This is a genomic window from Leucobacter sp. OH1287, from assembly GCF_003859945.1.
GTDB lineage: Bacteria > Actinomycetota > Actinomycetes > Actinomycetales > Microbacteriaceae > Canibacter.
Genome location: NZ_RQYM01000007.1, coordinates 63481 through 82313, shown reverse-complemented (window position 1 = coordinate 82313; position 18833 = coordinate 63481). Strand labels below are relative to the sequence as shown.

At 60.9% G+C, this 18833-nt stretch carries 19 protein-coding genes; 14 read left to right on the top strand and 5 right to left on the bottom strand.

Annotated elements, in window-relative coordinates:
* Positions 1-25 precede the first annotated feature (25 nt).
* Both EII30_RS05270 and EII30_RS05265 read left to right on the top strand, forming a co-directional pair.
* Positions 26-649, top strand: a complete 624-nt coding sequence (locus EII30_RS05270) for a sigma-70 family RNA polymerase sigma factor (RefSeq protein ID WP_124886283.1) — start codon at positions 26-28, stop codon at positions 647-649.
* A 2-nt stretch (positions 650-651) separates the two neighbouring features.
* On the top strand, positions 652-921 hold the full coding sequence (locus EII30_RS05265) for an alpha-ketoglutarate decarboxylase (RefSeq protein WP_124886282.1): 270 nt from the start codon (positions 652-654) through the stop codon (positions 919-921).
* A gap of 54 nt (positions 922-975) precedes the next feature.
* Here the strand turns inward: EII30_RS05265 and EII30_RS05260 are convergent, their stop codons facing one another.
* Positions 976-1905 (bottom strand): alpha/beta fold hydrolase, encoded by a 930-nt coding sequence (locus EII30_RS05260; protein WP_124886281.1) that lies wholly within the window; start codon positions 1903-1905, stop codon positions 976-978.
* Positions 1906-2015: 110 nt separating this feature from the next.
* Here EII30_RS05260 and EII30_RS05255 point away from each other — a divergent pair, with 110 nt between their 5' ends.
* A complete protein-coding gene (locus EII30_RS05255; RefSeq protein ID WP_124886280.1) occupies positions 2016-2390 on the top strand; it encodes a hypothetical protein in 375 nt (124 codons plus the stop codon).
* 4 nt (positions 2391-2394) lie between these two features.
* Here EII30_RS05255 and EII30_RS05250 read toward each other — a convergent pair whose 3' ends face one another.
* Together EII30_RS05250 and EII30_RS05245 are read right to left on the bottom strand one after the other, a co-directional pair.
* Positions 2395-2763, bottom strand: a complete 369-nt coding sequence (locus tag EII30_RS05250; RefSeq protein WP_124886279.1) for a Fe-S oxidoreductase — start codon at positions 2761-2763, stop codon at positions 2395-2397.
* A 129-nt stretch (positions 2764-2892) separates the two neighbouring features.
* On the bottom strand, positions 2893-3723 hold the full coding sequence (locus tag EII30_RS05245; protein ID WP_124886278.1) for a DUF3097 family protein: 831 nt from the start codon (positions 3721-3723) through the stop codon (positions 2893-2895).
* Positions 3724-3838: 115 nt separating this feature from the next.
* Between EII30_RS05245 and EII30_RS05240 the strand changes: the two genes are divergently transcribed.
* From EII30_RS05240 to EII30_RS05195, 10 genes are all read left to right on the top strand, one after another.
* Positions 3839-4915, top strand: a complete 1077-nt coding sequence (locus EII30_RS05240) for an enoyl-CoA hydratase/isomerase family protein (RefSeq protein ID WP_158608667.1) — start codon at positions 3839-3841, stop codon at positions 4913-4915.
* An 8-nt stretch (positions 4916-4923) separates the two neighbouring features.
* Entirely contained in the window at positions 4924-6567 is a 1644-nt protein-coding gene (locus EII30_RS05235) for a sodium-dependent transporter (RefSeq protein WP_124886276.1), read from the top strand.
* Positions 6564-6704 carry a MetS family NSS transporter small subunit gene (locus tag EII30_RS05230; RefSeq protein ID WP_124886275.1) on the top strand — a complete coding sequence of 47 codons (141 nt, stop codon included), beginning with the start codon at positions 6564-6566 and terminating at the stop codon, positions 6702-6704. Before EII30_RS05235 ends, EII30_RS05230 begins: the two co-directional genes overlap by 4 nt.
* Before the next feature lie 96 nt (positions 6705-6800).
* Positions 6801-7457 carry an asparagine synthase gene (locus EII30_RS05225; RefSeq protein ID WP_124886274.1) on the top strand — a complete coding sequence of 219 codons (657 nt, stop codon included), beginning with the start codon at positions 6801-6803 and terminating at the stop codon, positions 7455-7457.
* An 85-nt stretch (positions 7458-7542) separates the two neighbouring features.
* Positions 7543-9420, top strand: coding sequence for an adenosylhomocysteinase (locus EII30_RS09070; RefSeq protein WP_233569296.1), 1878 nt, complete (start codon positions 7543-7545; stop codon positions 9418-9420).
* An 11-nt stretch (positions 9421-9431) separates the two neighbouring features.
* Positions 9432-10712, top strand: coding sequence for an amidohydrolase family protein (locus tag EII30_RS05215; RefSeq protein ID WP_124886273.1), 1281 nt, complete (start codon positions 9432-9434; stop codon positions 10710-10712).
* Positions 10713-10814: 102 nt separating this feature from the next.
* The gene (locus tag EII30_RS05210; protein WP_124886272.1) at positions 10815-11669 is read left to right on the top strand and encodes an ABC transporter substrate-binding protein; all 855 of its coding nucleotides are present in this window, start codon (positions 10815-10817) and stop codon (positions 11667-11669) included.
* Between the two features lie 145 nt (positions 11670-11814).
* Complete coding sequence (locus EII30_RS05205) at positions 11815-12747, top strand: amino acid ABC transporter permease (RefSeq protein WP_370266991.1); 933 nt, start codon at positions 11815-11817, stop codon at positions 12745-12747.
* Complete coding sequence (locus EII30_RS05200) at positions 12744-13481, top strand: amino acid ABC transporter ATP-binding protein (protein ID WP_124886271.1); 738 nt, start codon at positions 12744-12746, stop codon at positions 13479-13481. The genes EII30_RS05205 and EII30_RS05200 overlap by 4 nt, the downstream gene beginning before the upstream one ends.
* Positions 13474-14946 carry a DHA2 family efflux MFS transporter permease subunit gene (locus tag EII30_RS05195; protein WP_124886270.1) on the top strand — a complete coding sequence of 491 codons (1473 nt, stop codon included), beginning with the start codon at positions 13474-13476 and terminating at the stop codon, positions 14944-14946. Before EII30_RS05200 ends, EII30_RS05195 begins: the two co-directional genes overlap by 8 nt.
* Before the next feature lie 93 nt (positions 14947-15039).
* Here the strand turns inward: EII30_RS05195 and EII30_RS05190 are convergent, their stop codons facing one another.
* Positions 15040-15993: a LysR family transcriptional regulator gene (locus EII30_RS05190; protein ID WP_124886269.1), complete on the bottom strand. Its 954-nt coding sequence runs from the start codon at positions 15991-15993 to the stop codon at positions 15040-15042.
* Positions 15994-16284: 291 nt separating this feature from the next.
* Here EII30_RS05190 and EII30_RS05185 point away from each other — a divergent pair, with 291 nt between their 5' ends.
* Positions 16285-17805: an aminotransferase class I/II-fold pyridoxal phosphate-dependent enzyme gene (locus EII30_RS05185; protein WP_124886268.1), complete on the top strand. Its 1521-nt coding sequence runs from the start codon at positions 16285-16287 to the stop codon at positions 17803-17805.
* 207 nt (positions 17806-18012) lie between these two features.
* On the opposite strand, the gene EII30_RS05180 is transcribed toward EII30_RS05185, so the two are convergent.
* Positions 18013-18828 (bottom strand): enoyl-CoA hydratase/isomerase family protein, encoded by an 816-nt coding sequence (locus tag EII30_RS05180; RefSeq protein ID WP_124886267.1) that lies wholly within the window; start codon positions 18826-18828, stop codon positions 18013-18015.
* Positions 18829-18833 lie beyond the last annotated feature (5 nt).

The following is an 18833-nucleotide window of genomic DNA, read 5'->3' as shown; positions in this document are numbered from 1 at the left end:
GCCGGACACAGTAGAATTGGGGGTGATGAGAAATAACACGCAGGCAGCTCAGGATCCGCAAACCGAGCAGCAATCGCCGATTGCGCGAGAGCGGTTTGAGGCGGAGGCGCTGCAGTATCTTGACGAGCTTTACGGCTCTGCGGTGAAGATGACTCGCAACCGCGAGGACGCACAGGATCTGGTGCAGGAAACCTTTTTGAAGGCGTACCGTGCCTTCGACTCGTTTAAACCCGGCACAAACTTGCGCGCCTGGCTCTACCGCATCCAAACGAACACATACATTAACAACTATCGGAAGAATCAGCGGGAGCCGTTCATTGGGACGGTTGATGACCTGCAAGACTGGCAGCTCGGGGGAGCGGAGTCCGCAACCGCGTCGCCCTCCAAATCGGCTGAGGCGGAAGCGCTGGACGGGCTGTCGGCGCAGATTGTCACCGACGCGCTCGCGAAACTGCGTGACGACTACCGGCTGATTGTGCTCTACGCCGACGTGCAGGGGTTTAGCTACCAGGAGATCGCCGACATGCTGGAGGTGCCAATCGGCACGGTTATGAGCCGCCTCCACCGCGGCAGAAAACAACTGCGCAGCATGCTCGCGGAGTACGCGAGTGAGCAGGGCATCGGTGTCGGATATCAGGCAAGAGGGTAAACATGACAGAAGAAACAATCAAGGAAACAGCAACAGAGCCCTGTGATTGCGCAACCCTGCGAGCCAAAGTCGAGGAGCTGCTGCACAATGAGCTCTGCGCCGCCGAGGCGAAACGGTTAAACGACCACATCGCGCACTGCCCCGACTGTAAAGACGAGGCGGATGTGTTAAACCGCCTAACCGTTGCGGTGAAGCGTGCCTGCGGTGAATCCGCGCCGGGCGAGCTGCGGGATCTGATCGTCAATAAGATCCGAAACTTCCACAGCGACTAGGATCCGGCGGGCATCGTCGGGAGTGTGCCTGCGGCGCTGATTTTCGGCGGCGGGCTAGGATCCGCTGACGATCTCGGCGATAACGCGCGCGAGCTCCAAAGGGTTACTCTCCTGTAGATTGTGGGTGCCTGCAATCCTGTGTACGCTCGCGCCCGGCACCCGCTCACGAAACTCGTCGATCATCTCCGCGTCCACCATCCCTGAGGAGGCGGCGATCAGGTGCACGGGCATGCTGTGTTCTGCGAGCGCTCGCCAACCGTCGGCGATACTCTCGGTCGGCTCCAGCGAGTCGCTGTTAAGGCCGAGGCTGGGCAGGTGGGCGAAGTGGTGGATCCACTCAAAACCGCCGTCGGGCCGCTGTCTGCTGTTGAAGAACACGCCGCGGCTAAGCGCCTCGCGGTCACTGCCGATGCCGAACTCGATCGCCCGATCCACCATCTGCTCACGCGACTCAAACACCCGCTGGCCGGTAATAAACTCCATCACCGTGCTTGAGGCTTTGCCGTTTCTGACCGCCGGGGTGATGTCGATGAGGATCAGCTGCTCGATTCTCTCTGGGACGCGCTGCGCAACCAGGTTCGCGGTTAGTCCGCCTAGGGAGTGCCCGATCAGCACCTGCTTTTCGGCCGCGATCAGCGGGGTGATTGTGGCGGCGAGCTGCCGCGGTGAATAGTCTGCGTCGTCCCGCCAGTCACTCTCGCCGTGACCGGGCAGATCAAACACGGTTGCGGGATGTTTCAGCGCGAGCACGAAACGGTCAAAGCTGTGCGCGTTTAAGCCCATTCCGTGCAGCACGGTGATCGGTGGGAGCGGATCCGCCCCCGCAAAATCAGACCAGTTGAGGGCAGAAACCCGGCCGTCAGGGGTGGAAAATGAGCTGCGGGTGAGGTTTGGCAGCGGTCCCCGGTGGTTAACCGCTTCAGCGTCGGCGGCTAAATAGCGGGTGAGTGACGGATCAGGCTGCTCAGCTCGCAATATGTTCATAGCTTTAATCCTAGCCAACCAGGGCTGCCAGGCAAGGTTTTAGGTCCGCGTGATTTTTGTAGTATCTTCGTAAGGTAAACCTGAGCTAAAATAGCTAAAATAGAACTGAGATGAGCACAAAAACCAGAAAACAGCGACGCGCAACAAAGCGCGGGGTTCCGTGCTACCTGTTTGTTGTGCCAGCAGCTAAGCTTTCGCAGCTGCAGCTGACGCTGGAAACGATGCCGCTCTGTGCACACGGCAGGGTTTTTGTTTTCGCTGACTCGCCAGCGGAGGTGCCGGTTGTTGGGGCACCCGCGAGATTCTGTGTCACCGTCCACTCCAGCGAGCGGGTGGCTGAGGCGGTTAACGCCTGGGCGGCAGAGATGCTGTGCGGCAGCCCGAGCCGCATTATCGCCTGTATCGACGAGCAGCCAGCGGTTGCTGAGGAGCTGAAGCAGCAGAGCCGTTTCGAGGGCGTTGAACTGGAGTTTGCCGCAATCTAACGCGCTAGTCGCGTGTGTAGCCGCCGTCTGCGAGACCCGCCTCAACCTCGAAGCGGTTTTTTAGCGGATCCGCCCCCGCCCGAAAATAGAGGAACGGCAACAGCAGCCCATAATGCCGCCACTGTTGACGGTGAACATCCTCGTGCTGCAAAACCCTGTCGCTGATGTTGACGCGGGTGAGATAGCACGCGCCGATGCAGCTGCCGCCGCGGCCGAACGCCCAGCGCGGCATCCCGCTAAACACCCACAGTTTGCCGTGCCGTTTCACCTCACCGGTGCTGAGCAGCAGACCCCAGGTGAAGCCGACAGCGGTTGCGTACCAGTATCCGAGGCGCGCGAACGGCAGCGGTTTCAGCTCACTGTAGCGGTTCATTCTGTTCTCGCTCCAACCCGATCGACGTGGTCACCGCGGGATCCCTCGCGGCGCAATAACTCTAGCAAACTAGGCTGTTACAAAATCGACACCGCGGCAGAGCAGACTCTGCGGTGTGGCCGACGGCAGCTAGGCTGTTACAAAATCGATCAGCATCTCAACCGGGCCGACCAGGCGCGGATCCAGATCCCGGTAGTCCCTAACCCGCGACAGGATCCGGGCGAAAGCGTCCGCGATATCCGCCTGCTCTGCGTGCGGCAGCCCGAGGTGCTTACAGATCCCAACCTTCCAGTCGGTTCCGTAGGGGATCTCAGGCCACGCCGCCATTCCCAGTCGCTCGGGTTTTACCGCCTGCCAAATATCAATGAACGGGTGGCCGGTGATCCGCACAAAATCAGCCATATCGGGGGTGACTGCGGCGGCGGCGAGCCGAGACTCTTTACTGCCGGTCACCAGGTGATCGAGCAGCACACCGGCGCGGCGGGAAGGGCCGGGCTGGAAGTCGCGGAGTACGGCGGCGAGATGATCCGCCCCCTCAAGCAGCTCAACAACAACGCCAACCTCGCGAAGGTCGTCACCCCAGATGCGCTCAACCAGTTCGGCGTCGTGGCGGCCCTCAACAAAAATGCGGCTCGCTCGGGCGACGCGGGCGCGAGAGGCGGGGGCGGCGAAGGATCCGGAAGCGGTGCGTGCTGGGCGCTTTGCCGCCTTCGGCAGCTGCAGGGTCACCGACTCACCCTCGATCATAAAAAAGTCGTCAAGCCGGAACTGGCGGACGGTGCCGCGCCAGTCCTCCAGGTGTACAAACCCCTGGCCCGCACCAACCACGGCGCCGCAGAACTCGGTTTCGGAGTGCTCGATTATTTGGCCGCGCGCGAGCGTTACCGCTCGCCGTTCGAGCGGTGCACGCCGCGGCTTGTTGTTAGCGAGCACATCTTCGCCGTATCTGTCATCCCACATGATTAAGCACCATAGCTGAAAAACAGGGCTGGCAAACCAGCCACACCGAGTAGTAGCCTGGTTAGAAACAAAGTTCCGGCAGAACCACGGTTGGGGGTTTTAGGTGAGTATCGCGGTGACAAAGATTTTGGGCGGCACGCGGATCACGCTGGCGCGCCCCGAGAAGCTTAACGCTCTGACGCTGTCGATGTGTCAGGAGATTGCGCGGGCGGTTGCCGAGGCGAGCGCGGCTGCCGAGGCTGCCGAGTTGGCCGGGGCTACCGGGGCGGCTGGGGCGGATCCGACCGCTGCGATTGTGATCGACGGTGAGGGCGACAGGGGTTTTTGCGCGGGCGGCGATGTCCGGCAGATCTGCGACAGCCCGGAGGCGACCGCTGAGTTTTTAACCGCGGAGTACGCGATGGACCTCGCCGTTGCGAAAAACCCCGCTGTTATCACCGTTATGCACGGCATCACAATGGGCGGCGGTGTCGGCGTTGGCTGTCACGCGGGGAAGCGTTTTGTTACGGAGACGCTGAGGCTTGCAATGCCCGAAACCAAGATCGGCTCCGTCCCTGACGTTGGCGGCACCCTGCTGCTTGCCCGCACCCCGTCGCAGCTCGGTGAGCTGCTCGGTGTGACCGGCACCGCGATCACAGCTGGTGATGCGCTCGCCCTCGGATTTGCCGACCATTTCCTCCCGGAGGAGGTAAGAAAGCACCTGACAGAGCACCCCGATCAGCTGGTGGGGGAGCTTAGCAGGCGGGCTGCGGATCCACACCCGAACCCCAAGCAGCCCGAATCTCAGCTGCTTGCTGAGCTGGAGTGGTTGGATCCGCTGCTAACAAAAGCGCTCGGAGATAGTGCGGATCCGCGCGGTTTAGCAGTAGAATATCCAGAGGTGGCGCTTAGACAACTCGAATCTGAGTTGCGGGCAGAGCCACGAGCGGCGCGTTTTGCGCAAGACCTAGCGCAGGCCAGCCCGCTCGCGGCAGCGGTAACGTTACAGCGTATAGCCGTCCAGCGTAGAAACCCCCAACCGCTTGAAGCTGTGTTGGCAGAGGATTTTCGGGTGTTTAATCTGTTTGCAAAAACCCCAGACTTTCAGGCCGGCGTCACCGCTCGGTTAATCACAAAAACCGGCGATCCCCAGTGGCAAACAGCGAAAACCGAGCAGCTGCAGCGTCAGCAGATAGCAAGATTCGAACGATAGGTAAAACAATGACACAACAACCGCAGCCGAAGCCTCGCGGCGCGTGGACATCCCAGTCGGGCTTTATTATTGCCGCGATTGGTTCAGCAGTTGGTGTGGGTAACATCTGGCGTTTCCCGGGAGTTGCCTACGAGAATGGCGGCGGCGCCTTTATGGTGCCCTACCTGATTGCGCTGTTCTGCGCCGGTATTCCAATCCTCTTCCTTGACTGGGCAACGGGTCACCGCTTCCGTGGATCCGCGCCGCTCTCACTGCGTCGCGCCGCCCGTAAACCGGGTGAGGTGCTCGGTTGGTTCCAGGTGATGATCTGCGTGTTTATCGCAATCTACTACACCGCGGTTGTTGCTTGGACGGCAAGCTACTTCGTGTTCTCGTTCAACTCTGCGTGGGAGGGCAGCGAGGACGGCGAAACCGGCACCTTCTTCTTCAGCGACTACCTGAAGCTTTCAGAGCCCGGTTTCAGCCTCGACTTTGTTCCGGCTGTTCTGATCCCGCTGGTTATTTTCTGGCTGGTTGCGCTCTTCCTGATGTCACGCGGCGTCGCTAAGGGCGTGCAGACCGCGAACATGATCGGTGTGCCGGTGCTGGTTGTCAGCTTCCTCGCGCTGGTTATCGGCTCGCTGTTCCTGCCTGGCGCGTTCGACGGTATTGGCGCGCTGTTCACCCCGAACTTTGAGGTGCTGACAGACGCGAGCGTGTGGATCGCGGCTTTCGGCCAGATCTTCTTCTCACTGTCGATCGCATTCGGCATTATGATCACCTACAGCTCATACCAGCGTCGCCGCTCCAACCTGACCAGCTCCGGCCTGGTTGTTGCTTTCGCGAACAGCTCGTTTGAGATCCTTGCCGGAATCGGTGTGTTTGCGGCTCTCGGCTTCTTTGCCTCACAGCAGCAGATCACTGTCGCTGAGATTGAGGGCATTAAAGGCGTGAGCCTGGCGTTTGTTACTTTCCCGGCGATTGTGTCACAGATGCCTATTCCGTGGCTGTTTGGTGCTCTGTTCTTCGGTTCGTTGCTGGTTGCAGCTCTCACCTCACTGCTGTCAATCCTCGAGGTTGTGTTTGGTGCAGTACAGGACAAGTTCCAGGTGAACCGTGGGGTTGCCAGCTGGGCGTTCGGTCTGCCACTGGCGGCGATCTCGATTATGCTGTTTGGCACAACCAGTGGTCTGTTCGTGCTCGATACAATGGACAACTTCGTCAACAATGTTGGTGTTGTCAGCTCCGCGGTTATCGCCTCGGTGCTGCTGCTGTGGGTAAACCGTCGCGGCAAAGAGTACGCTAACCACATGTCTGCTATCTCAACCTTTAAGATCGGTAAAATCTGGTGGTTCTTTGCCGGCATCTTTGCGCCAATCGTCATCGGGTACATGTTTGTCCAATCATTCATTGGTCTGGTTACAGATGGTTACGAAGATTATCCGGGATGGTTTGTTGCTGTCGCAGGCTGGGGCGTTGTCGCGGTGATGCTGGTTGTGGCGTTCGCCCTGTCGTTCTTTAAGTGGCGTCGTGATCCACACGCTCTCACCCCGTGGCCATCGGTTGAGGGGCAGCGTCCAATCGCGGGCAGCGGATCCGCCAAAGCACCGTCAGCAGAAGCCGCCGCCTCACAGTCAGAGGCCGCAGCACAGAGTAAAGGAGTAGCACAGTGACCGGCATCTCAATCGCATTCCTGTTGATCTCTATCGGTCTGGTCTGGGGAGGCCTGGCAGCGAGCACCGTCTTTCTGCTGCGCAAACCAGAGGTGGACTACTATCCAGAGGGCGGATACGAGAACAACGATCACTGATCTAGTAAGCTAGGTTAATATCCGTTTAATAAACCGTTAGTGCCGGGCGAAAACCCCGGCACTAACGTGTATATTGCTTAGTGGGAGGGGTGTTAAATGGGTTGGTTAAAGCGTCTTTTTGGTGGGCAACCAGCGCGTCAGAACCCTGCCCGCAGACGCCAACCCCGAGTGTTAGCACCCGTCGCCGAGATTGTTGAACAGGGCCTGCTGGTTGCTGACGTTGCCGTGCGGATGAGCGTTAAAAACGAGATTATTATGAACGCGCTCGCGCACGACGTCAACTATGACGAGGAAGCGATTAAACAGAAAGTGCGTGACGCGCTCGCTGACCTGTCCGCAGAGCGGGAGGCAGACGCCGAACACATTGAGCGGATGCGCACCGAGATCCGCCGCACCGGCCGCAGCGAGTGGTCAGAGTCTGATTACGGCACCGGCGACAATGACACCCTGAAACACCGGCAGGAGGTTTACGAGGGGGTTTCGGCGGCGCTTGAGCGGTGGATCGAGGACGACGAGTACGTTGTGAAAACCGCGACGCGAGCAACCGAGCTCGCCTGGCAGGAGATCGCCGAGTCACTGAAGAACAAAGCCAGCCACCCCTACTACGCGGGCGGCAACAGCGAGGAGTATCAGCGGGAGCGGGATTCTCGGATCCAGGACCTGATCGCTAACGACCTCGCCGAACTGCAGCGCGGCCCCAAAACCGAAACCCCCACAAAGAAATTTTGGGGGCGCAGACAGAGCAAGGACTAGCCGGCGGGGTAACTGCCGGCTGCCCGAAAACGCTCGCGGAACAGAGTGCACAGTTGTCTGACGATCTAGTTGTTTGGGGTATTAGTTGTTTGAGGTTTTAATCGCCGCCGCAAAAGCCGGAAACCGAATGCTCGCGGGATCACGCACCCTGCTGGTCATCGGCGGTGATAGTGTCGGTGCCGAGGCGGGAGCTGATGCTGGCAGTGGAGTTGCTTGCGCTGAGGCTGCTGGTGCCGGGGCTGCTGGTACTGAGGCGGTTTTGGCGCTCGCGCAGCCGCTGCGCGGCCTTGGCGCGCACGTCACCCTCGCCACCCACGGAGACCTCAGTGCGCACCGGGATGGTGCGGCACCCGACTTTATATTCGCGGACGAGCAAACGCTTTTGCGACTGCTAAAAGACCCGGCGGCGCTCGCCGCGCTCGGCGCATCGCCCGCGCAGCTGCCGCCCCTGCTGGTCGGAGTGACCGCCGTGGGCAGCGTGTTCGCGCCGTCTGCGGAAACGCGCGACTGCCTCGAATCTGACCTGGGCGACCAGTTTATTCCCGAGCTGCGCGACCGGCTTGCTCCCGAGCTGCGCGACCGGCTTGCTCCCGAGCTGTGCGACTTCCTCGCCCAGAAGCAGCAGCGAGCGGGTGTTCTAGAGTTCAGCCTGCCGGTTGCTGGCGGGCAGGGCAGCGGCGGAAGCCCCGCAGACAACCGCAACATCGCGCTGCTGCTATCCTCTAACCCCCAGTGGCGAAGCGCCGACCCGGCAGCGCGTATCGCCTGGGCGGCGCGGGGGATGCCCGTGACGGCGGGGCTGATTAGCGAGCTTGCCGAACGGGGATCCATTAGCGGCGACAGGGTGCTGGTTAGTCTAGTGCTCGAACCGAAAACGGCGGCGCTCGCCCTGAAACTGCGTGACACAGGTGCCAAGATCGCGGTTTTTGCGTCGGCGTCTGAAACCGATCCGGGGATTGCGGCGGCGCTCGCGGACGCGGGTGTTTACGTGTTTGCGGCAACCGATAACGCGCAGCTGGCGGATCCCGAGCTTGACGCCGATAACGCTGCGGCGGCGCTCGCCTGGCAGCCGCACTGGCTGGTTGATGACGGTGCGCACCTGATCCGGCTCGCGCACACCGAGGCTGAGGCCGCGTTGCAGACGCTCAGGGGAGCCGCTGAGGAGACGACCAGCGGGATCCGCCCGCTCAATGAGATGGCATCTGCCGGAGAGCTTAGGATGCCGGTTATTGCGGTGAATGATGCGGCAACCAAAACCCTGTTCGACAACCGGGTGGGAACCGGTGAGAGCTGCGTGATTGCAACGCTTGACCAGATCGCTCAGAGTCACGGCTGTGACGCGGTGCGGGAGCTTCGGCAGGCGGTGGTTTACGGCTACGGCCCGGTTGGGCAGGGGTGCGCGAGGGCGGCGCGCAGTTTCGGGCTGACCGTCAGCGTTATCGAACCCGACCCGGTGCGGGCGCTGAGCGCGGTTGTTGACGGGTTTGCGGTGGGCGGATCCGCCCAGCTACTGCCCCGGGCAGACCTGGTGATCAGCGCAACCGGGGTGTGGAACACGGTGGGCCATGCCGATCAGGGGCTGCTGCGCCCGGGTGCGTTTCTGAGCGTTGCGGGCGGTATCGACGGCGAGATCGCGCAGCCGGTTGCCCCGGGGCTGCGCCTGCTCGCGGACGGCGGCGGCATCAACTACACAGCGGGGGAGGGAAACCCGTTAGAGGTTATGGATTTGAGTTTTGCAACCCAGGTTGCCGCGCTCAGCCAGCTGACGGAGACCGTTAAGAAAGGCGCGGGCGGTGAAAGCCTTCCGCCGGATGTTTACCCCGTGAATGACGCGGCGGTGAAGCGGGTTGCGAGTATGGCGCTGAGGGTTTACGGCTACAGTCTGCCGCAGCTGCCTGCGACCGAGCGTGTCGGGGGAGCAGCGCAGCATTGGCGGGTTCACCGGTACAAAAAAACAAACTAGAATAGTTTGCTGTGGGTAACGAGGATAATCAAGTAACGAGCGCGGTTCAGGTTTATAGCGCCGATGTTGTGCTGCCGGTGACGAGTCCGAGACTAAAAGACGGCGCGGTTGCGGTGCGGGGGGATAAGATCCTGCACTGTGGCGACCGCAAGTGGCTGCTCGGGCACCTGCAAGACGCGGGGATTAAATACACCGAAACCCACTTCGCTGGTGCGCTAACGCCGGGACTTGTGAACGCGCACACGCACCTGCAGTACACGCACATGGCTGAGCTTGGGCAGGGGCAGTTTAACGGTTTTCACGACTGGGGTCGCGCCTTTGACCGGGTGTATGACGCGGGCGGCCACGACTGGTTTGCGGCCGCAGCTGACGGCGCTAAGCTGTCAAAAGCGGCCGGTGTGACGGCAGCAGCCGATGTTGTAACCGACGCCGCCGCGGTTAGCGCGCTGCACGACGCAGGCTTGAAGGGTATCGCCTACTGGGAGATTTACGGCCAGTCCGACTGGGGTGCAAAGCGCCGTGACGAACTGCTGGAGCGGCTCGCACAGCTGCCTGCAGAACCGGGCGCCGGTGTTTCACCGCACGCCCCCTACTCGCTCAACACCGAGCAGCTGCTCGACATCCCCGATATTGCGCGCGAGCGTGGCCTGCGCCTGCACATTCACCTCGCCGAATCGGAGGAGGAGCAGAGCCTTGACGAGCACACTGACGGCTGGGAGGATCACGCGCCAGAGAGCTTCAACCACCTGCCGGTTGGTTACGGGATCTCGTCAATCCAGTTCGTTGACCACCTTGGCGTGCTGGGGCCCGAGTGTCACATCGCGCACGGTGTTTACGCCAACGAGAAGGACCGCGCAATCCTCCGCGCGAGGGGCAGCGCTGTTGCGCTTTGCCCCCGATCAAACGCGGTTATTGGGCTGGATGAGGCACCGGTTTCCGCCTATCTGCGGGAGGGGAATCTGATCGCGGTCGGAACCGACTCGCTGTCCTCCTCACCGTCCCTCGACATGCTCGCCGATGTTGCCGCAGCATACCGCATCGCGGTTCGACAGGGATACACCGAAACTGACCTGCACCAGAAACTGTTTAACGCCGCAACACTCGGCGGTGCAACGGCGCTGGGTCTGCAGGTGGGTCTTGGCAGGATCGGCCAGTTGGCGGTGGGTGCTGCGGCGGATCTCGCTTTCTTCGAGGTGCCGAGCGCGGATCCGCGTGATGCCCTCGCGTGCCTCGTTGAGGACGGAGCTGGTCGCTGCCGACAGACCGTAATCGCGGGTCAAGTATGTTACTGATTGTTTCGCAAGACTGTGGTGAAACCGCGGTTTTCGCGTATTATTGAATAGTTGTTGCGTTTTGCAACAGTTCTTGTTGAAACCCATACGAAGGGCATAATAATGGCAAAATTCTCACGTTTAAGCGCGGTGTTTGCGGCTGCGGCTGCGGCAACACTCGTGCTCGCGGGATGCTCAAATAGCGCTGAATCTGACAGCTCAAAAACAGAAGAGACCTCAAACACAATCACCGCAGGGAAACTGACAATCGCAACCAGCGAGCCTGCCTACGAGCCTTGGGTTTACAACGATGAGCCTGAGGAGGGCGAGGGCTTTGAGGCAGCGGTTGCTTTTGCTGTTGCGAATGAGATGGGTTACGGCGCCAGCGATGTTGTCTGGGTGCGTGAGTCATTCGACGGTTCTATCGCTCCAGGTGAGAAGAAGTGGGATTTGAACATTCAGCAGTTCTCGATCACCGAGGAGCGTAAGCAGGCTGTTGACTTCTCAGAGCCCTACTACAAGACCACCCAGGCTGTTGTTGCCGCTAAGGGAACTGATGCGGCAAACGCCAAGTCAGTGAAAGACCTGAAGAGCGCACAGATCGGTGTTGCATCGGGCACAACCTCACTCGATCACGTTAAGCGTGAGATCAACCCTGACAAGGATCCGCTGGTGTTTAACAACGTTGCTGACGTGGTTGCTGCGCTGAAGGCCGGCAACATTGACGCGATGGTAACCGACCTGCCGGGTGCTTTCTACGTGCGTGACGCACAGCTTGAGGGTGACGGTGTGATCGTCGGTCAGCTGCCAGACAGCGCTGATGACGGTGACGAGTTCGCGTTTGTGCTGCCGAAGGGATCAAAGATTGTCCCAGAGGTTAACGAGGCGCTTAAGAAGCTGCGCGACAACGGTACACTCGACAAACTGGTTGAGAAGTGGCTTGCTGGTAAGGACGCACCTGTCCTGCCGGTTGAGTAACAGCGAACGCTAGAAAGCGCGGCAGCGAACGACGTACGACACTCTGTCGAGTCGTTACTGTCGCGCTTTTAGCTGCTTAAGAAAGGCCCGAAACGGCAGCACGGGGGAGCTGGCCGAGGCGGCTAGAAACAAAAGCGGGGGAACAGTGGCAGAAACAAAAGAAAAAGCGGCGGATAGCGCCGCCAAGCAGGTGAGCGCCGCCGAGCAGGTGAGCGCCGCCGAGCAGGTGAGCGCCGCCGAGCAGGTGAGCGCCGTTGAGCTGGATCGGCGCAGGTACAGGAAGAAAGCGCAGCTGAAATCCATTCTGGTGAGCCTCGCCAGTTCCGTTGTTGTTGCCGCTGTGCTGATCTACCTGGTCATCAACAGCAAGGGTTGGAGCGAGGTGCAAAAAACCTTCTTCAACCCCGAATACTTCGCAAAGGCGCTGCCGAGGGTTGCTGAGGGTCTGCTGCTAAACCTGCAGGTGCTGTTCTTCGCGATTATCGGTGTTGCGATCTTTGCTTCGCTGCTGGCGGTTATGCGCACACTGCGAGGCGCGATCTTTATGCCGCTGCGGATTATCGCAACCGCCTACGTCGACCTTGTGCGCGGTGTACCGGTTATCCTCACACTCTACCTGGTGGGTTTCGGTATTCCCGCGCTTGAAATCACCCCGCGCTTGGATCCCGCCTTCTGGGGCGCTGTCGCGATTATCATCTGCTACTCGGCGTATGTTGCGGAGGTGCTTCGCTCCGGCATTGAATCGGTCCATCCGTCGCAGCGAATAGCGGCGCGAGCGCTCGGTCTCAACTACGGCCAAACACTCCGCCAAGTTGTGATGCCGCAGGCGGTGCGGAAGGTAACACCGGCGCTGATGAACGACTTTGTTGCAATGCAGAAGGATGTTGGCCTGATTTCTGTGCTCGGCGCCGTTGACGCGATCCGCGCCGCGCAGATTATTAACCAGAGCACCTTCAACTACACTCCGTATGTACTCGCGGGTATCTTCTTTATTCTGATGTCGCTGCCGTTCCTGTGGCTGACGGAGTGGCTTAACCGGCGGGCGCGACAGCGTGAACAGGTAGGGGGAATCGTATGACCGAGGTATTGCGGGTAACCGGCGTAAAAAAGAGTTTTGGCGGTAACGCCGTGCTGCAGGGCATCGACCTCGCAGTGAAAGAACACGAGGTTGTTGTGCTGATCGGTGCTTCCGGATCCGGCAAATCGACGCTGCTAAAAACCATCAACCTGCTTGAACAGGTTGATGACGGGCAGATCTTCCTGCTCGACACGGACATCACGGATCCGCGCGTCAGTCAGGATAAGATTCGTGCCCGGATCGGTGTGGTTTTTCAGCACTACAATCTCTTCCCGCACATGTCGGTGCTGCAGAACGTGACGCTCGCGCTGCACAGCGTGCACGGCATCGAGAAGCGGGAGGCGGAGAGGCGAGGCAGGAAACTGCTTGAGCGGATCGGGCTGGCTGAGAAAGCTGGCGAGTATCCAGACCGGCTCTCCGGCGGCCAGCAACAGCGCGTGGCGATTGTGCGGGCGATTGCGTCCAACCCTGAACTGCTGCTGCTCGACGAGATCACCAGCGCGCTCGACCCGCAACTGGTTGGCGAGGTGCTTGACCTGGTCCGCGAGCTAAAATCGCAGGGCATCACAATCGTGATGGCGACCCACGAGATGGGCTTTGCCAGGCAGGTTGCCGACCGAATCGTCTACCTGAAAGACGGTAAAGTTGTTGAGCAGGGGCCGCCAGAGCAGCTGTTTGACAACCCGCAGCACCCGGCAACCAGGGAGTTTTTAGTGCGGATCCACCATGCATAATTCTGCGGATCGCCAGCTTGCCGAAAACAGCCGCGCCGTCACGGTGCTGGTTATCACCTCGTTCATTATGTTCCTGAACGAGACGCTGATGGGTGTTGCCCTGCCAACGCTGATGGCTGAGCTGAAAATCACACCGGTCACAGGTCAGTGGCTAACAACCGGTTTCCTGCTGACAATGAGCGTTGTTATCCCGATCACCGGCATCCTCATCCAGCGCGTCACAACCAAGCGGCTCTACTATTTCGCCGCCGGCACCTTCCTCATTGGAACCGCGCTGTGTGCTTTCGCGCCAAGCTTTGTTTTCTTGCTGATCGGGCGAATTGTGCAGGCGGTCGGCACCGCGATTATCTCGCCGCTGCTGTTAACGGTTGTTGTCACCGTCATCCCGGCGGCTGTGCGGGGCCGTTTTATGGGGCGGATCTCGGCGGTTATGTCGCTCGCGCCGGCCATCGGGCCGGCGGTTTCGGGGCTGCTGCTCAGTGTGCTCGGCTGGCGCGCGCTGTTCCTGGTGGTGCTGCCGATTGCAACAGTGGTTGCGATACTCGGTGTTGTGCTACTGCGCAACGTCGGGGAAACAAAACCGGTGAGCATTGACGTGCTCTCGGTTGTGCTAGCGGCGCTCGGTTTCAGTATGACGGTTTACGGTCTCAGCCAGCTCGGCGAAGCAGCAACCCACCAGCAGCCGATCCCGCCGTGGTTGCCGATCCTGATCGGTGTTATCACCATCGCGCTGCTGTGTGCGCGACAGTTGCGGCTGCTGCGGCTCGGCAAACAGCCGCTGCTCGACCTCAGGGTTTTCCAGTCGCGCGTTTACAGGATCGCGCTCGCGATTATCGGCATCAACATGATGGCGCTGTTTGCTGTTGTTATCCTGCTGCCAATCTTCGCCGTTCGCGTGCTCGGGTTGGAGCCGCTGCAAATCGGTCTGATCCTGCTGCCGGGCGGTATTCTGATGGGTGTGCTTGGCCTGTTTGTTGGCAGGCTTGTGGATCGCTTCGGGTCCAGGCCGCTGCTCCTCCCGGGTATGTTAACAACCGCCTGCGCGCTGCTGCTGCTCGCGTTTGTTGTCGGTGAAAACACTCAGGGCTGGCAGCTGCTGTTGACGAACATGCTGCTGAGCTTCGGGCTCGGACTCAGTTTCACGCCACTCTTCAGCGCCGGTCTTGGTGCGCTAAAGAGCGAGCTCGCCTCCTACGGCACCGCCATCTACTCAACGGTGCAGCAGGTTGCTGGCGCCGCGGGAACCGCCGTCGCGGTAACCATTTACAGTCTCGTGTTCGCGGCCGCAAGCGGCGATATTGCGGGGGTGGATCCGGCAGCCACCGCCTCCGGCACCGCCACCGCCGAGCTGCTCGCCGCGGAGGTGACGGCCGTCCGTGCTGCGTTCTTAACCTCTTCAGGGCTCGCGCTCACGGGCTTCCTGTTGGCGCTGTTTATGCGGGAGCGGACACAGCAGTCTAGTTAGGCTGTCTGGCTGAGCCCGCGCCAGTTGCGGTGCCGGGCGCGCGCCAGTTGCTGCGCCGGGCCCGCGCCCGTTTACGCCCGCCTGCGTGCCCGTTTAGGGTTGCAGACTGCGCTGCCTGGTCGCGGACTCCTTAACCGCCCCAACCAGGGCGCTCAGCCGCTGCTGATCGTGCTGCTTCATGGTGCGCGGGTTTGGTGCCAGAAGTGCAACCTTGCGCTTAAACACGGGGTTTGCGATCGGCCGCAGCACAACGTTCGCGGGAACCGCGCTGCACGCGAGCGCCGGGATCAGCCCAATCGCGGCTCCGGCCGCGATCAGCCCGAGCGCAACCGTGTAGTCGTCGGTGTGGATTGCGGTGTTGAGCTGTTTATCGTGAGCCCGGAACAGCGAGAGTAGATTCTCGTCGAGCGGATCACCGGGGGCGGCCCCCACGATCCACGGGTCGTTAACCGTCTGCAGCAGCTCACCGTCAGACACCGCAGGGGCGACGGAGGAGCCGGCGAAGCGGGCAAGCGGGTGCTGTTTTGGGACGCCGAGCAGCACCGGGTCGTCAAACAGTTCGATCGCGGCAAAGTTTGAGTCGAGCGCGAAGGAAACGTTCGGGGTTGTGTAGCTGAGGGCGGCGTCGATCTCGCGCTTTTGCAGTTTCGAGACGAGCAGCGCCACCTCCTCCAGCGTTGCCTGCACCTTGTACTTGGTTTTGCTGAGGCTCGCGGTTATGCCGGGCAGCAGGTGCGCTGCCGCGGTCGGGAAGATGCCGAAGCGTAAGGGGGTGCTGGTTTCGCTCGCGGTGGTTTTTGCCTCGTTGATGGACCGCTCACACAGCACCAGAATCTCCTCGATCTTGGGGACCAGCTGCTGTGCGACGGGGGTGAGCTCACTGCCGCGCTTAGTGCGGTTGAGCAGCGGTGCGCCGAGCTCCGCCTCCAGGTTGTTGAGGTGGTAGTTTACGGTCGGTTGGCTCCAGCCGAGGTTCTCAGCCGCCCTCGCGATAGATTTGGTTTGCGAAACGGCTTTCAGTGCGATGAACTGTCTAAGATCAATCATGTTTTTGCTCTGCTCTACAGGGGATTGCGGTAGGGGTTAGCGGTTAGGAATTACGCCGTGATCGGGGTTTTGATTGCGGCGGGGGATCCAAACCGGCCTCGCAAGTTGGACAAAACCGGTTTTTCTGGGTGCTGATACATATACAGTATATATCAGGGCAAGAAACTCACCTCACTGTCAGCTGGATTTTTCAGCCGACATCTAACAGAATACTTGAGTGCACCAACTTGCAGAGACGACTTGGTGTTTTATTCATGTCAGCACATTTAACAACAGTGGGGGTATCCGTCTATGGGAAGTCGAGTTTGGAGCTACGCTGAGCCAGCGTACGATCTTACAGCGCAGCAGCAAACACCCTACGCTGACGCGGTCTACGCGCACGCCAAAACCGATCAGCTGAGCCTGATGGTTCCCGGCCACGGCAGCAGCAAGGGCAGCGCCGCAACCGCGCTCGACAGCTTCTTCGAGAGTGAAATCACCGACTACGACCTCCCGCTGATGCTCGACGGTGTGGATCTCGGCCCCGACTCGCCGCTTGTCCACTCCCGCAAACTCGCAGCCGAGGCATGGGGAGCGGACACAACCTGGTTCCTCACCAACGGCGCATCACAGGCGAACCGCATCGCCGCAATCGCTGTGCGCGGGCTCGGCAAACACATCCTGATGCAGCGCAGCAGCCACTCCAGCTTCATCGACGGTATGCTCGCCTCCGGCCTCAGCCCGTCATTCATCATGCCAAACATTGACCACGACAATGGCGCCGCCCACGGAGTTACCCCGCAGGCCCTTGAGGAGGCGTTCGCCAACTCAACCGAGCAGATCGGCGCAGTCTACGTCATCTCACCGAGCTACTTCGGGGCAACCGCCGACGTTGCCGCGCTCGCCGACATCGCACACCGTAACGGCGCTGCGCTGATCGTTGACGGCGCCTGGGGAGCACACTTCGGCTTCCACGCCGAACTGCCGGAGTCACCCGCGCGCCTCGGCGCCGACCTGGTCGTCTCCAGCACCCACAAGCTCGCCGGGTCCCTCACCCAGAGCGCGATGCTGCACCTCGGCAAGGGCGAGTTTGCGGAGCGGCTGCGTCCGCTCGTTGACCGCGCCTACTCGATGACTGCCTCAACCTCCTCCAGCTCGATTCTGATGGCGTCGCTCGACATTGCTCGCCGCACCATCGCAACCGGCTACGACGACATCACCAAGTCGATCCAGATCGCGAACGAGCTGCGCGACAGGCTGCGGGCGGATCCGCGCTTCGGCGTGCTCTGTGACACCTTCGAGGGCTACGACGATATTGTCGCGGTGGATCCGCTGCGCATCGCTATTGATGTTTCAAAGCTCGCGCAGAACGGCCACTGGGTGCACAACCGCCTGCTGAAGAAGCACAAGGTTTACTGCGAGATGTCAACCGCAACCGTGGTTGTTGCGGTGATCGGCGCGGGCGCTCACCCCGATATTGACCGGGTTATGTCAGCGCTTGACGAGTGCGCACAGGCCGCCGGTCTGCTCGGCGATAACCCGACCGCTGAGAAGGCGCAGCTGCCAGCCCTGCCGGACGCCGGCAAGCTCGCTATGCTGCCGCGCGACGCCTACTTCGCTGAGATTGAGACGGTTCCGGCCGCAGAGGCGGTTGGGCGGATCTCGGTAGACTCCCTCGCTTCTTACCCTCCGGGGATCCCGAACGTGCTGCCGGGAGAGGTTATCACCGAGCAGCTGGTGAGCTTCCTCACCGCGGTTGCAAACAACCCGAACGGTTATGTGCGCGGCGCGGTTGACGCGGCGGTTAGCCACTACCGCGTTGTGAAGGAGTAGCGCGCCGCGGTAGGGCGGCTAAGAGCGCGCCGCGGCAGGGCGGCTAAGGGTGCCGCAGCTGCCAACACCGCCGCCGATAGCGCCGCGTAGCGGCCTGCGCCGCAACGAAAAAGCTGGGGGTTACCGCTTGGTAGCCCCCAGCTTTTGCTTCTGGCGCGAACTCGACGGATCCGCATATATAGTCGCTATTGGACTATTGAATACAGCCTATTTGCCGGTGAAGTTTGCTTTGCGCTTGGCGAGGAACGCCGCCATGCCCTCTTTTTGGTCCTCGGTGTCGAAGCAGTCGGCGAAACCTGCGCGCTCGGCGGCGAGAGCCTCGTGCGTCTCCAGCAGGCTCACCTTGGCGATAACCTCTTTCGCCTTTGCGATCGCGAGCGGTGAGTTGGCGCTGAGTGCTTTCACCGCGTCCGTTGCCGCCTGCCGAACCGCCTCCGGTGACTCGTAGACGGCCGCAACCAGGCCGCGCCGCAGTGCCTCCTGGGCGTTAATCTTCTTACCGGTGAGGATCAGCTCACGCGCGCCCGCAGCGCCGATAAACCGCTGCAGTCGCACACAACCGCCAAAGCCGGGAATAACGCCGAGAGCGACCTCTGGCTGACCAAAAATAGCGTTCTCGGAGGCGTAGATAACATCGCACGCCATCGCCAGCTCAAGACCGCCTCCCAGTGCGTAGCCGTTAACCGCGGCGAACACCGGGACGGGGAGCTCCGCGATCCACTCGGTGAGCTCGTCGGCAAGCTCGGCGTACTCGGCGGCGGTTGCCGAGTCCATCTGCTGCATCGCCCCAATATCGGCTCCGGCAACAAATGATTTATCGCCCTCACCGGTGATAACAACACCGCGGATACCCCAGTCAGTGTCTCCCGCATCGGAGTCGGGAGTGCCAACACCGAGCCGCTCCTGGATCGCGAGAATCACCTCACGCAGCTGCTCGATAATGTCGGGGGAGAGCGCGTTTAACGCCTCGGGGCGAGACACTGTAATCGTGTAAACGCCGTCTGTTAGCTCGGTTTTAATCATTTTGC